Annotated in this window: 8 protein-coding genes and 1 tRNA gene; 7 read left to right on the forward strand and 2 right to left on the reverse strand. The window is 60.1% G+C overall.

Annotated elements, in window-relative coordinates:
• Positions 1-297: 297 nt before the first annotated feature.
• Entirely contained in the window at positions 298-1,311 is a 1,014-nt protein-coding gene (locus OZY47_RS05420; protein WP_277177337.1) for an adenosine deaminase, read from the reverse strand.
• Positions 1,312-1,736: 425 nt separating this feature from the next.
• Here OZY47_RS05420 and OZY47_RS05425 point away from each other — a divergent pair, with 425 nt between their 5' ends.
• From OZY47_RS05425 to OZY47_RS05440, 4 genes are all read left to right on the forward strand, one after another.
• Positions 1,737-2,975, forward strand: a complete 1,239-nt coding sequence (locus OZY47_RS05425) for an NCS2 family permease (RefSeq protein WP_277177338.1) — start codon at positions 1,737-1,739, stop codon at positions 2,973-2,975.
• Positions 2,976-3,139: 164 nt separating this feature from the next.
• Entirely contained in the window at positions 3,140-4,933 is a 1,794-nt protein-coding gene (locus OZY47_RS05430) for an adenine deaminase C-terminal domain-containing protein (protein ID WP_277177339.1), read from the forward strand.
• A 226-nt stretch (positions 4,934-5,159) separates the two neighbouring features.
• Entirely contained in the window at positions 5,160-6,560 is a 1,401-nt protein-coding gene (locus OZY47_RS05435) for an aldehyde dehydrogenase family protein (protein WP_277177340.1), read from the forward strand.
• A gap of 163 nt (positions 6,561-6,723) precedes the next feature.
• Positions 6,724-6,799 (forward strand) — tRNA-His (locus OZY47_RS05440).
• Positions 6,800-7,797: 998 nt separating this feature from the next.
• On the opposite strand, the gene OZY47_RS05445 is transcribed toward OZY47_RS05440, so the two are convergent.
• Complete coding sequence (locus OZY47_RS05445) at positions 7,798-8,388, reverse strand: hypothetical protein (protein WP_277177341.1); 591 nt, start codon at positions 8,386-8,388, stop codon at positions 7,798-7,800.
• Between the two features lie 24 nt (positions 8,389-8,412).
• Between OZY47_RS05445 and OZY47_RS05450 the strand changes: the two genes are divergently transcribed.
• The 3 genes from OZY47_RS05450 (at position 8,413) to OZY47_RS05460 (ending at position 14,195) form a co-directional block, all read left to right on the forward strand.
• Positions 8,413-11,625: a BspA family leucine-rich repeat surface protein gene (locus OZY47_RS05450; RefSeq protein WP_277177342.1), complete on the forward strand. Its 3,213-nt coding sequence runs from the start codon at positions 8,413-8,415 to the stop codon at positions 11,623-11,625.
• 454 nt (positions 11,626-12,079) lie between these two features.
• On the forward strand, positions 12,080-12,979 hold the full coding sequence (locus OZY47_RS05455; protein ID WP_277177343.1) for a formate/nitrite transporter family protein: 900 nt from the start codon (positions 12,080-12,082) through the stop codon (positions 12,977-12,979).
• Between the two features lie 190 nt (positions 12,980-13,169).
• Positions 13,170-14,195, forward strand: coding sequence for an aminotransferase class I/II-fold pyridoxal phosphate-dependent enzyme (locus OZY47_RS05460; protein ID WP_277177344.1), 1,026 nt, complete (start codon positions 13,170-13,172; stop codon positions 14,193-14,195).
• Positions 14,196-14,508: the final 313 nt, after the last annotated feature.

Raw genomic sequence — 14,508 nt, forward strand, 5'->3', positions numbered from 1 at the left:
ATCCCCCGACGAATCGGTAAGAAAGCCACTGTCCACCGGCCCGATGGCCCGTCACTCTCCTGCCGCCGTATCGCTACGCGCAATCTCACGAGTTCCGGGATATCCCAATCGCCCACGCCTATCACATAAGGCATGCCATTGGCACACACAAGTTGACATTATAACACCCGCCGCGCGACAACGCGGTTTGGGACGAACAAACCGGCCGGGATCCCGCGATGTTTTCGATCTCTCGTGGAATCCCGGCCGGTTTAGTCAATACATCAGGAGCGCTCGAGACGCGCCCGGCGCAATCAATCAGTTGTTGGCGATGTAGTCGTCGATCTGGGCCTGGTAGAGGGCCTTCTTCTCGTCGCTGATCCAGGAGACATCGAAGGAGTTGCGGGCGATCTGGATGACCTGGTCGCGGGTGAGGCTGAACTGGTCGGCCAGGGCGGCGTAGTTGTCGTTGACGTAGCCGCCGAAGTAGGCCGGGTCGTCGGAGTTGACGCAGACCTTGACGCCCTTGCCCAAAAGCTCCTTGATCTCGTCGCCCTTCATCTCGGGGCTGACGAAGGAGTTGGAGAGCGGGCAGGTGGTCATGCCGATGCCGTGGTTGGCCACGAACGCGACGAGATCCGGGTCCTCGACGATGTTGGTGCCGTGGTCGATGCGCTCCACGCCCATGATCTCGAGAGCCTGGCGGATGTGGTCGATCGAGCCGACCTGGTCGATGTCGCAGTGGGCCGTCAGGTGCAGTCCGGCGGCCGCGGCGTCCTCGTACTGGCGGGCGAACTTGAGCGGCGGGTTGTTGTGCTCGTCGGAGTCCAGGCCGACGCCGAGGATCCAATCCTTGAACGGCATGGCCTCAAGCAGCGTCTTGCGGGCCGATTCCTTGGAGAAGTCACGCAGGAAGCACATCACCAGATCGGCGTCGACGTTCATCGCGCGGGCATCGACGATGGCGCGGTGCAGCCCGTTGATGACGGTGGCGAAGGGGATGCCGCGGCTCGTGTGGGCCTGGGGGTCGAAGAAGATCTCGACGTGGCGGATGTTGTTGGCTGCGGCGCGGCGCAGGTAGTCGAAGGCCAGGTCGTAGAAGTCCTGCTCATGCTGCAGGACGTCCATGGCCGGATAATAGACGGCGAGGAACGAGGCCAGGTCATCGTATTGGTAGGTCTTGCGGACCTCCTCGATGGTGGTCTGCCCGATGTCGACGTGGTTGCGCTTGGCGAGCTTGAGCTTGAGCTCGGGCTCCAGCGTGCCCTCGATATGGAGATGGAGCTCGGCCTTGGGCAGTCCGTCGATGAATTCACGTGTCACTTTGGTCATGGTTGAACGATGCCTCCAATGTGGAATCGGCGATTGAATCACTTGTACATCACTTGTCAACTACGTCGCCCGAGAAACCGCTCTCAACACGACAATGTCCATTATGGGTGACGGGCCGTATCTTCTGGTCGCGCCGGCGAGGCAATGAGATGATGCGTATCAAATAATGGACAAAATTGGCATGTCGCAAAATTCTGTACGCCGCTTGCGCAACAATGGTGCCCGTATCCGTCAATCTCCTTTATCTACCCAAAAGATAGGATCGTCATTTGATGCGCAAGACGAATATGGAAACCAACAACCAACCCCAAAACCATACCTACCTACAACGATTCAATGGTATTTTGGATCGGACCTTCCATCTAGAGGAACTCCATACCAACGTCAGGCGCGAAATGCTCGCAGGCCTGACGATTTTTGTTTCTATGGCCTATATCCTCTTCGTCAACCCCAGCATTCTCGGCGACGCCGGCATGGACAAGGGGGCCGTCTTCACCGCGACGGCGCTCTCGGCCGTGCTTGGCTGCGTGCTGATGGCCTTCCTGGCCAACTACCCCATCGCCATCGCGCCTGGCCTGGGCGACAACGCCTTCTTCGCCTACTCGGTGGTGCTCGGCATGGGCATCGCCTGGCAGAAGGCGATGGCGGGCGTCTTCGTGGCGGCCATCATCTTCACGCTGCTCTCGATCTTCAAGATCCGCGAGAAGATCGTCGACGCGATCCCCAAGGACCTGAAGCTCGCGATGGCGGCCGGCATCGGCATCTACATCGCCTTCGTCGGCCTGCAGGAGGGCGGCCTGGTGGTGGGCAACAAGTCCTCGCTGGTCTCCATCGGCTCCTTCACCGTGCCGACCACATGGCTGACCATCTTCGGCATCTTCGTCATCGGCATCCTGATGGCCCGCAAGGTGCCCGGCTCCATCTTCATCGGCCTGGTCGCCACCACCATACTCGGGCTCTGCACCGGGCTCATCAAGCCGCCGAGCGCCATCGTCTCGCTGGCCCCGAGCCTCAAGCCCACCTTCGGCGCCGGCGTGATGAACCTGCCGTCCCTGACTGACCCGCAGATGTGGGCGGTGACGCTGATATTCCTGCTCGTCGCCTTCTTCGACACCACCGGCACACTCATCGGCCTGGCCCAGCAGGCCGGCATCATGAAGGACAACAAGATGCCGCGCATCGGCCGGGCGCTCATGGCCGACTCCATCTCCATGCTCACCGGCTCGGTGATGGGCACCACGGCCACCTCGGCTTACGTCGAATCGTCCGCGGGCATCGCCATCGGCGGCCGCACGGGCCTGACGGCGCTGACCACCGGCGTGCTCTTCATACTGAGCATGTTCTTCTCGCCGCTGCTCACCGTGGTGACCAGCCAGGTGACGGCCCCCGCGCTCATCATCGTCGGCGTGCTGATGGCCTCGGCGCTCAAGCAGATCGAGTGGGACACCTTCGAGACGGCCATGCCGGCCTTCCTGGTCATCGTCGGCATGCCGCTGACCTACAACATCTCCTACGGCATCGCCTTCGGCTTCCTCACCTACCCGATCCTCATGACCGCGGCGGGCAGGCGCAAGGAGGTCAACCCGATGATGTGGGTGATGATGGTGGTCTTCATCCTGCTGCTCTATATCCTCACCATCGTGCCGGGCGGCAATATCGCCTGACCGGCCCAACGCCTTTCGCGCCGGCGCCGATATCCTGAAGGTTCCTGTATGGTGACGGATATGAGGGACTTTCCCGACGGACGCGCCGACGCGACCGAACACACCAATAAACACACGACTGAACACACGACCAAAAATCGTGCAAGCGAACGAAGAAGGACGCTATGACAACCGTTGAGCAATTGGGAGAATACATCGACGCCGGGGCCGCGAAGACACCCGCGGACCTCGTGATCGAGCATGGCACGCTGGTCAATGTGGACACCGGCGAATACTATCCGGCGGACGTGGCCGTCTGGCACGAGCGCATCGTGGCCGTCGATCCGGACGTCTCGGCCTACGTCGGGCCCGACACCACGCATATCGACGCGACCGGCAAATACCTGGCCCCCGGCCTGATCGACGGACACATCCACGTCGAATGCAGCAAGCTGAGCATGACGCGCTTCGCCCAGGCCGTCGTCCCGCACGGCACGACGAGCATCGTCTCCGGGCTTGACGAATACATCTCGGCCATCGGGCTCGACGGCCTGGAGGAGATCTTCAAGGAGATCGACGGCATCCCGCTCAAGGTGTTCTGGGGACTGCCCTACAAGACCCCGTACACGATTCCCGAATCGACCATCTCCTACAACGTCGGGGCCGCCGACCACGAGCGCTGGCAGCCCAAGCACCGCTGCTTCGGGGTGTGGGAGACCGTGCGCGAATCCGTGGCGCTGAAGGATCCGGACACCTTGAAGGCCATCAGCGTGGCGCAGGGCCTGCACAAGCCGGTCTTCGGCTGCTCGCCCATGGCGCGAGGCATCGGGCTCAACCAGTTTCTCATGAGCGGCGTGCACGTCGACCACGAGAGCTACAGCCACGAGGAGTTCCTGGAGAAGGCGCGCAAGGGCGTGCACGTCGTCATCCGCGAGTCGTCCGTCACCAAGTTCCTGGCCGAGAACATCCGCGCCATCACCGAGGGCGCGCCCGGCATGGCGCGGCACACGAGCTTCTGCACCGACGACGTCAACGCGCGCGACGTCTTGGAGCACGGCCACCTCGACCACATGGTGCGCCTGGCCATCAACGCCGGGGTCTCCCCCATGACCGCCATCCAGATGGGATCGATCAACGGGGCCGAGGCCTACCATATCGACGACCGCGTCGGCTCGATCGCACCGGGCAAGGACGCCGATATTCTGCTGGTCGACCAGCCGGGCACCTTCAACGTGGAGACCGTGATCAGCAAGGGCGAGATCGTGACGCTCGAAGGCAAGACGGTGGCCGATTTCGTGCCGCCGCAGCGCAGCGCGAGCCTGCAGGGGGCGCTGCACCACGCTCCGTTGGCCGCCGGCGATTTCGAGTATCGCGTTGATACTGCCGGATCAGGCGAGGGCGAGGCCACCGTGGCGACCATCCACAGCGTTGGCCCGTTCGTGCGCAAGCGCAAGGACGTCGTGCTGGATGTGCGCGGCGGCTCGGTGCGGCCCAGCGTCGATAAGGACACGGCGCTGGTCTCGGTGATCGAACGCTACGGCGTCAACGGTAACCACGCCCGCGGCTTCATCTCCGGATGGGGCATCAAGCACGGGGCGATCGCCACGTCGGTGGCGCCGGACGACAACAATCTGGTGGTTGCCGGCATGAGCACCGACGACATGGCGCTGGCCGCCAACACGCTCATCGAATGCGGCGGCGGACAGGTGGTCGTCGCGGACGGCGAGGTGAAGGCGCTGCTCAAGCTCCCCATCGGCAGCATCACCACCGACGACACGCCCGAGGAGCTGGCGGCCAAGGAAATCGAGCTCAAGAAGGCGGCCGAGGCGCTGGGCAGCCAGTTGCCCGACCCGCTCTTCTACCTCTCGTTCCTGCCGATCACCTCGATCCCCGACCTGGCGATCACCGACGGCGGCAACGTGGACTACACCAAGCTGCGCTATTTCGACCCGATCGTGAAGATCGATGAGAAAGCCTGAGCGAGGCTCGGCAGGACTCGCAAAGCTGAATAACAGCGAATAGGTATTGGGACGCGGATTCATGCGTATTGAATCCGCGTCCTTTGCTATTCCATCAACCCCCCCCGGCTTCTGTCAGCATGAGGACATGGCCGGGGGCGACAATGAATATACGAGTACCGATATGGATAGGCGAGGCAGCGACATGCGAAGCGGCGAATCACAACAGGCAAACAGCGCCATGACCATGGATATTGAAGAAACCGTCGCCAATCTGCACCGTGCGTTCGCGTCGGGCCTCACCCGCCCCTTGGCGTGGCGCGAGCAGCAGCTGGACGCGATGCGACGCATGCTCGCCGACAACGCGCAGGCCCTCGAAGCAGCGGTGCTGCATGACCTTGGCAAACCCGCCGCGGAAACAGGGCTCATGGAGATCAAGCTGGTGCTCGACGAAATCAAATTCGCCAAGCCACGCCTGCGCCTTTGGACGCGACGGCGGCACAAAGTCATGCCGCTGCTCATGCAGCCCGCCACGAGCTGGACGGTCGCCGAACCCAAAGGCGTGGCTCTGGTCATCTCGCCGTGGAACTACCCGGTGCTGCTGAGCCTGCAGCCGATGGTCGACGCCATCGCGGCCGGCGACTGCGTGTGTCTCAAACCCTCGGAACTCGCGCCCGAAACCAGCGCGTTGCTGGCTCGCGTCATCCCGGAATATATGGACCACCGTGCCATCGCCGTCGTGCAAGGGGCCGTGCCCGAGACCACGGCGCTGCTGAAGCGGCCCTTCGACCATATCTTCTACACGGGTAACGGCCGCGTCGGCTCGATCGTAATGCAGGCGGCGGCCAGGCAGCTCACTCCCGTCACGCTGGAGCTTGGCGGCAAATCGCCGGTGTTCGTGGACGCCAGCGCCGATCTGCCCCGCACCGCCAACCGCATCGCCTGGGGTCGCTTCATCAACGCCGGGCAGACCTGCGTGGCCCCGGACTACGTGCTCGCCACCCCCGATGTGGCCAGCGAACTCGCCGATTTGGTGGCGTCGGCCATCCGTCGTTTCTTCGGCGACGATCCGGCCTCCTCGACGAGTTACGGACGAATCGTGAACGTCAAGCAGTTCGACAGGCTCAGCGCCCTGCTGCCCGATGCCAGCCATTCCGAGCGCGGGCATGTGCTTTGCGGAGGCCAAACGGACCGAGACGACCTGTATATCGCGCCCACCGTGCTCACCGACGTGCTCCCGGACGCGCCGGTGATGCAGGAGGAGATCTTCGGCCCGATCCTGCCGATCCTCACCGTCCGCGACGCACGCGAGGCCGTGGCGTTCATCAACAAACGCCCGAAACCGCTGGCGCTGTATGTCTTCACGCGCTCCAAGGCCACGCGCCGGCTTTTCGAGCGCCACACCACCTCGGGCGCGCTCGGATTCAACCTGCCGCTCGGCCACCTGCTCTCCAACCGCCTCCCCTTCGGCGGCGTCGGAGCTTCCGGCATGGGCGCCTACCACGGCCATCGCGGCTTCCTTGAATTCAGCCACGTCAAAACCGTGACGTCGAAGCCGCTCCGCCCCGACACGCTGCGCCTCGCCTATCCCCCGTATTCCGGCACGGTACGAATTCTTGGGCGTGTCCCGCTCAGATACTCGAGATAATCGCTCGTCCAGCCTTGGGCGATTTAGACAATTTGGATGATTGGCAGCGGGTTCGGATAGTTTCGACGCGCCGTATGCACAAGGTCTGAGGAATCATGTATAGTACTTATCTGTTGCGTGAAAGCCGATGACCCCTTGAGGAATTGGTTGAGCGCACTCCATGGTGGATATAGCTCAGCAGGTAGAGCATCTGATTGTGGTTCAGAAGGTCGCGCGTTCGAACCGCGTTATCCACCCCACCAAATCCTCGGAATGTCAACGTTCCGAGGATTTTTCGCATCCGGTCCGCCTCCGCCTCCTCGGCCTCATGATTGTTGCCGCCCACGAATCGATCAGCCAGCAAAACTCGCGCGTGTGAGCGAACGACGCTGTCTTTGCGACATGCTGATTCCGCTGCGAAATATATTTTGCCATCCACTGGAATATTCGTCGCAATCGTTCGTCACGTTGATTGTCTCCGTTACCCCGGGTTTGAGGTCAAAAAGTGACCCCAAAGTCCCGATTAGCGAGTCGCTACCCGCAGACCGATTTAAGCAACACTTCCCTCAGATTCGTCATACTTTTCGGAAATTTTGGTGAGTTTAGTCATACTTAATGTTACAATTTGACCTGTTATTGCTATTTAATAGTACAAGAGTTATCGGAAAGGAAACGGTATTTTCATGGCTGGACGCAATCGCATCATCTGCGCTTTCACGGCCATCTCCGCCGTCCTCGCTTTGGCCATAACATCACCTTTGGCGGGCGCCAACGAAAATAGCAACGAAATCACCCCCCCCCGCAAAATCTAAGTCTAGAAAGCGTTCCCTCGCCCAAGTCCGAACTTTCTCCGTCGTCGCCTTCGTCTGACGCAGGAGAATCGCTCTCACAGAACTCCACTGGCACTTCCCGACAAAACCCAAGTCTCCCCTCAGATCAGTCACCCGTGGAATCATCTTCATCCACGTTGACCAGATCCCAGCCCACCGTGGGGCCGCAATCTGTCATTTGCCAGAACTCCGGTGAACATATGTGGGGAAACCTGAGTTGGAACGAGCACGTCGACGGCGATGACTGCGTGTTGGAGCTGGAAAGCGGAGATATACCCGCAACCGGTGCCAACGCTGCGGCGATTCCATGGTATGGAGACGTTACATACACCAAAATTGTTGTCTCGGGACACGTAACCACAACCAACAATCCGTCGTTGTTTGCTGGAAATTCCAGCAGTGCGTTGAAGAGCGCCGACGTTGCCAACCTAGACACCAGCGGGGCCACCACCCTTGAGACACTGTTCAAAGAGCAATCCAATCTCACCAGCATCACCGGCCTCGAACAATGGGACACCAGCAAAGTCACCAACATGATCGGTACGTTCCAAGGCGACATCAACCTCACCGAAATCCCCGGTATCGAGAATTGGGACACCAGCAACGTCACAACCATGTACCAGATGTTCGGCTGGTGTTACAAACTCAAACGGCTCAATCTCAGCAAGCACGATAAGAAATGGGATACCGGCAAAGTCACCAACATGTACTTTATGTTCTTCGGTGACGCTGAACTCACGACTATCGGTGGCCCGGGTCTTGAAATCCCTCCGAGCGCAATCCAAACAAAGATGTTTGACAGATGCACCAAACTTGTCCTTTGCAAACAACGAGGCGAACACAAGTGGACGGCAAGCGGGAAAACCCTCAATTGGAACGAACACGCAGTCGATAACACCGATGGCACCACCGACTGCGTGCTTGAATTGGAAAGCGGCGATATCCCACCAACCACAAATTACAATGATATTCCATGGCGTTTCGACACTTCTTACACAAAACTCATCGTTTCCGGCCACACGACCACAACCAACAGTCCCGGGTTGTTCACCACAGATCCGAGTCTTATCGGCAACCTGAAAAACGCCGATGTCGGCAATCTCGATATAAGCGGCACCACCACTCTCAAGGATTTCTTCGCTAGCCAGCCCAACCTCACTACCATTACTGGCCTAGAAAGTTGGGACACCAGTCACGTTGCCGACATGCGTAACATGTTCTCTCAATGTCCCAAACTTTCCAAGCTCGACCTGACCAAAAACGGCAACAAATGGGACACCAGCCACGTCAACGCTATGGACTACATGTTCTACGGAGATGTTGAGCTTGTCACCATCGGTATACCGGGTCTCGACGTTCCTCCCACTGTCGACAGCAAGACGAACCACATGTTCGACTATTGTACAAAACTCATCCGCTGCAATCTGCCGGGTGAACATACATGGGGTACGACCGACCCCCTGCATTGGAAGGAAACCCTCACCGGTACCATCGAGCATTCAGCGTGCGTCCTCGAGCTGGAAAGCGGCACCGTGCCCAACTACGGCACCGACGACACCACCAACGTGCCTTGGAACCAGGATCCCCGAATCACCAAAGTCAAAATCGATGACGGAGTCAAGGCACCCACCACCCTCTGGGGGCTGTTCGAGAAACTCACCGGGCTCACGACCGCCGACGTCAGCGGGCTCGACCCCACCGGCGCCACCCTCATGGGCTACATCTTCAACGGCGATACCAACCTCACCACCGTCACCGGCATCGACAACTGGGCCACCGGCAGCGCCACCGACATGAGCTACATGTTCAACGGCTGCGACAAACTGAGCAAAGTCGATCTCAGCCATCACGGCGGCAAATGGGACACCAGCGGCGTGACCAACATGGACTACATGTTCACCAACGACGCCGAACTCACCACCATCGGCGTGCCCGGCCTCGAGATACCCAACGGCATCAACAGCGCCACCAACCACATGTTCGACGGTTGCGTGAAACTCATCCGCTGCGGCCAGCCCGGCGAGCACACCTGGCCCGGCGGCACCGACCCCCTGCACTGGAGGGAAACACCCACCGACAACCACGACGGCACCACCGACTGCGTGCTCGAACTGGAGAAGGGCACCATCCCCGACTACGGGCAGCGCGAGGACGGCGACGCGCCCATCCCTTGGAAAGAACCCGGCGTCAGCAAACTCGTCGTCAACACGCCCGCCCCCGGCCAGCCCAAGGTCAAGATGCTTGACGGCTACGGCCTTTTCGACGGCTACAACCTGCCCAACCTGCGCATCGCCGACGTCACCCAGCTCGACACCAGCCAAGCCACCAACTTCGGACGCATGTTCCAGAACGCACCGCTGCTGGAGACCATCACCGGCCTCGGCGAGCTGGACACCCACAGCGCCACCAACATGAAATATATGCTCTATAAGGATGCCAAGCTCACCAGCCTCGATCTCACTCACGACGGCGACAAATGGGACACCAGCCACGTCACCGACATGAGCTACATGTTCAACGGAACTATTGGCTTGACCTCCTTGAATCTTTCCAGCTGGAACGTCAATCAGGTCAATGATATGAGTTACATGTTCCAGAACGACACCAAACTAACCACAATTGGCGATGTGCACGACTGGCGCACAGGGTTGGTAACGAACATGAACAGCATGTTCCAAAACGACACGGCACTGGTAGGCGAGCAAGCCCCTCTGCCGGACGCTCGTATCACGCCCAACGGCAAGACTCTGGACTTGTCAAGCTGGGACACCCATAATGTCACTGACATGCGCTTCATGTTCCAGAACTGCGCCAACCTTGAGTCCTTGGACATCAGCAACTGGGATATGCGCGCTCTTGGTAAGCACAGTGATTTAGGATTAACACCGAGCATTCTCAACCAGTCTCAAATGTTCGAGAACTGTCCGAAACTCTACCGAATCAAGGTCGGACCCACCATTGATTTCACTACATCACACGAAACAACTAATAGATTGGAATGTCGAATTAATTGTCAATTTGTGACCTATTGGAATTACAACTCGCCAATGAGACAATCTGGAGATGTTAATGATACATCACCAATCTACGAGAACTTTGCCCAGACTGCATGGATACACGGTATAAGCGACACGAACAACATGACACCGGGCCGGTTCCCCAGCCCCGAATGGATTTACCTGGTCAGCACACATTATTCGGGTGCCTGCGACGATGGCGAAGCCATGCCATTCACCACAATGTGCACTCCAACTAACAATCCTGGCCACAGATTCATAGGATGGAGGAACGCAGACAATGGAGGGTACGCACCCGGGTCAATTGTCCCTTATTCAGTCCCCGGTGGCATACTCACCGCGCTCTGGCAGACTCCCACAGCGCCTCCCATCAGCAAAGCCACACCGCATACTGACGGAACCGTGACCGTGGGAGGAATCGTGCCCGGTGGCACGCTGACCGGCGACAAGTTCACCCTCTACCCATACTCCACCGAGACCGGCGGCACGCACGGTCCCGCCAAAGAGACCGCCGCTGCGACCGCTATCACAGCCACCGCTCCCAACGACGCCCCATGGGGCATCACCTACACGACCGCCACAAACCCATATCCCGACGACAAGGTCGGCTCGGGCGTGTCCTACTGGTTCACCAGCACGCTCACCCAGGCGGACAACTCGGTCTCGGCCGAATCCGCTCCGCGCACCAAGCTCACCATCGACACCGTCGCGCCCGCACTGGTCAACACGCGCATCTCGAAGCGCGCCCCGTCCAGCGCCCCGGGCGTCCAAGCCACCATCACAGGCACCGCATGGACCAGTAGCAACGCGACCGCCCAGCCCAACCGCACCGTTGAGGCCGGCGACCGGGTCACCATCACCTGGCCCGACCACACCACCTCCGGCGCCAAGGCCGACGGCACGCCGCTCGAGGCCGGCACGTCCGGCTCGATCGTCACCCAGGCCGACGGCACATTCAGTGTGGACGTGCCCGCCAGCCAGCCCCTCGACGGCAGCGAGGTCACCGTGACCTTGTGGGACAACGCCGACGGCAGCGGCATCAACCCGGCGAAACCGGCCGGCTACGAGAACAAGGCCAACAAGACCAGCGTCGGCATCCGTCTCCGCCACGACACCGTCAACAAGCTGCCGCTCACCGGCCACCACTGGCAGGCCAACGGGCTCATCGGCTTCGCCGTGGTCGCCGTGCTGGCCGTCACCACCGGAGCCTACGCCCAACGCAAGCGCCAACGCCACTGACTCCGACACCGGCCCGCCAACCACCACGCCGCTCACCACCAACCACAACTGAATGACCACCAACACCGCACATCCGACGGCGCCCGCGCCCACCACCGCGAGCGCCGTCTCCTGCAAGTTGGCCATCAAATCCTTCATCTACCGACTGATTGTCGTAATATGGCTTGCACGATAAACACATTTTGAGACTTGTCAATAGTTTTATGTCTCAAAAAATAATGAAAGTATACGCTCTTCCTTAATGTAATTTTGTATGGTTCGTCACATTTAATATGTGTTCTACCTAACAAAACGGCGTATTCCTTACCAACGGGAAAAGCCAAAGGCCCATAATGAGGTTCTGGGACTTTATCTTGATTTAGCGCAAGCAAACAGGACACCACAGAACACAACGGGCCAATCGTCCAATATCAACGCGCCCGTTTCCGAACACAAGAGAGAAGACAGACAAAGCATGAGCGAACAATCCCAACCAATCGTCAACCCGGAGATCGCCGCCGCCAAAAGGGCCGAGGAGACCAAGCCGCTCTTCCCCGGCAGGGCGTTCATCTCCACCGTGCTCGAGGTGCTCGACAACAAGAAGACCATGACCGGCAAGATGATCGGCCGCTACATCCAGCGCGCCGCCATGGCCGGCATCCTCGTGGGCGTCTTCTTCACGGCGTTCTGGGTGATGATGGGGGCCGCCTCCAAGGGCGGGCCGGGGCTGCTGCTGGCGGGCAAGGTGCTGGCCGGCACCACGTTCGGCTGGGCGCTCGTGCTCATCTACTACACGAACTCCGAGCTCCTGACCTCCAACATGATGGTGGTGAGCATCGGGGCCTACCACAAGCGCATCGGCTGGGGCAAGTCGCTGAAGCTGCTGGGACTGTGCCTGCTCGGCAACCTGCTGGGCGCGCTCATCGTGGCCGTCATCCTGCGCTTCTCCACCATCGTCTCCGGCGCCGGCTACGACGCGATGCTCGCCGCCGCCAACACCAAGCTCGCCTACCTCAACTCCGCGGGCGGCGTCGGCGACCTCTTCGTGCGCGCAATCTTCTGCAACTTCTGCATCAACATCGCCATGCTGATGGTCTATAACGGCAAACTTTCCAACGATTTCACCAAGTGCATCATCATGGTGGTCGCGGTGCTCGTCTTCACCTTCTGCGGCTTCGAGCACTCAGTGGCGGATTCCGCGATGTTCCTCATCCTCGGCATGCACGGGGCCATCAACGCGTGGAAGGCGATTCTCGTCATCTGCGTGGCCATTCTCGGCAACCTCGTGGGCGGCGGCATCCTCATCGGTCTCAACTTCGCGACGATGAACGACGAGCGCGGCATCACCGAAGACAAGAAGACGATGAGCGAATAAAAGCGGCAAAGCTTAGGAGTCCAGTAATAGTCATATGGCACACGGCTCTGTGTGACTATCCCATATAACTCCCACCCACCTCTCGCTCGGCCCGGCATCCATGCGACACGCAAACGATGCCGGGCCACGGTGTTTCTATGATGAAAGCAACAAGCAACCCACCAACCCGATAGAGAGAAGCCGAGGAACAATGCTGAATTTTGTCAATGACTACAGCGAGGGCGCGCATCCGCAGATCCTCAAGCGCATGGCCGAGACCAACATGGAGCAGCTGCCGGGCTACGGCTCCGACAAATACACCGCCTCGGCCAAGCAGAAGATCCGCGAGGCCTGCGGTTGCCCCGATGCCGACGTGTGGCTGCTGGTGGGAGGCACGCAGACCAACCAGACCGTCATCGACACCATCACCCCCGCCTACGCCGGCGTGGTGGCCGCCACCAACGGGCACGTCAACGTCCACGAGGCGGGCGCCATCGAGGCCACCGGCCACAAGGTGCTCACCGTGCCGGGCCACGACGGCAAGATCGACGCCGCCGACCTCGAGCGGCTCTGCGCCGACTTCTACGCCGACGGCAACCACACCCACATGGTCTTCCCTGGCTGCGTCTACCTCTCGCACCCCACCGAATATGGCACGCTCTACTCCAAGGCCGAGCTCACGGCGATCGCCGACGTGGCGCATAAATACGACATGCCGCTCTTCCTCGACGGGGCGCGGCTCGGCTACGGGCTGACCGCCGAGGGCACTGACCTGACGCTCGAGGACATCGCGCGCATCACCGACGTCTTCTACATCGGCGGCACCAAGGTGGGCGCGCTGTTCGGCGAGGCCGTGGTCTTCACCAAGCACAACACGCCATCGCACTTCCTCACCCAGATCAAGCAGCATGGGGCGCTGCTGGCCAAGGGCTGGCTGCTCGGGCTCCAGTTCGACACGCTCTTCACCGACGGGCTTTACACCAGGATCGCGCAGAACGCCAACGACATGGCCGCGCAGATTCGCGCCGCGCTGACGGCCAAGGGCTACCTGCTCCCCCACGACGCGCCGACCAACCAGATTCCCGTGGTGATGGACCAGCCGACCATCGAGCGGCTGAGCCGGGACGTCCGCATGGACTTCATGGAGAAGTACGACGACACGCACACGGTGATGCGCATCTGCACCAGCTGGGCCACCACCCAGGAGCACACCGACCAGCTCATCGCGCTGCTGTAGGCAGGCCCGGGCTTTTGGTGTCCCACCCCACCCACCTGTGGGAAAAGCACCATTCCAGCCCCATTTTGATGCTTTTCCCACTGGTTCGCCCACAACTCTGTGAGAAAAGCACCTTTTCGGGGCCGTTTTGGTGCTTTTTCCACAGGTTACAGCCACAATCAGGAAGAAAAGCAACGCTTTAGAGCCTTTTCGTTGCTTTTCTTCCTGATTCATCCGCAATCGCCAACAAAAAGCAATATTTTCGGCCCATTTCGTTGCTTTTCTTCCTGATTGGTTCGCAACCTGCGACAAAAAGCAACAACAGTGCGTCATT

The sequence above is a fragment of the Bifidobacterium sp. ESL0790 genome, from assembly GCF_029395435.1.
Taxonomy (GTDB): Bacteria; Actinomycetota; Actinomycetes; order Actinomycetales; family Bifidobacteriaceae; genus Bifidobacterium.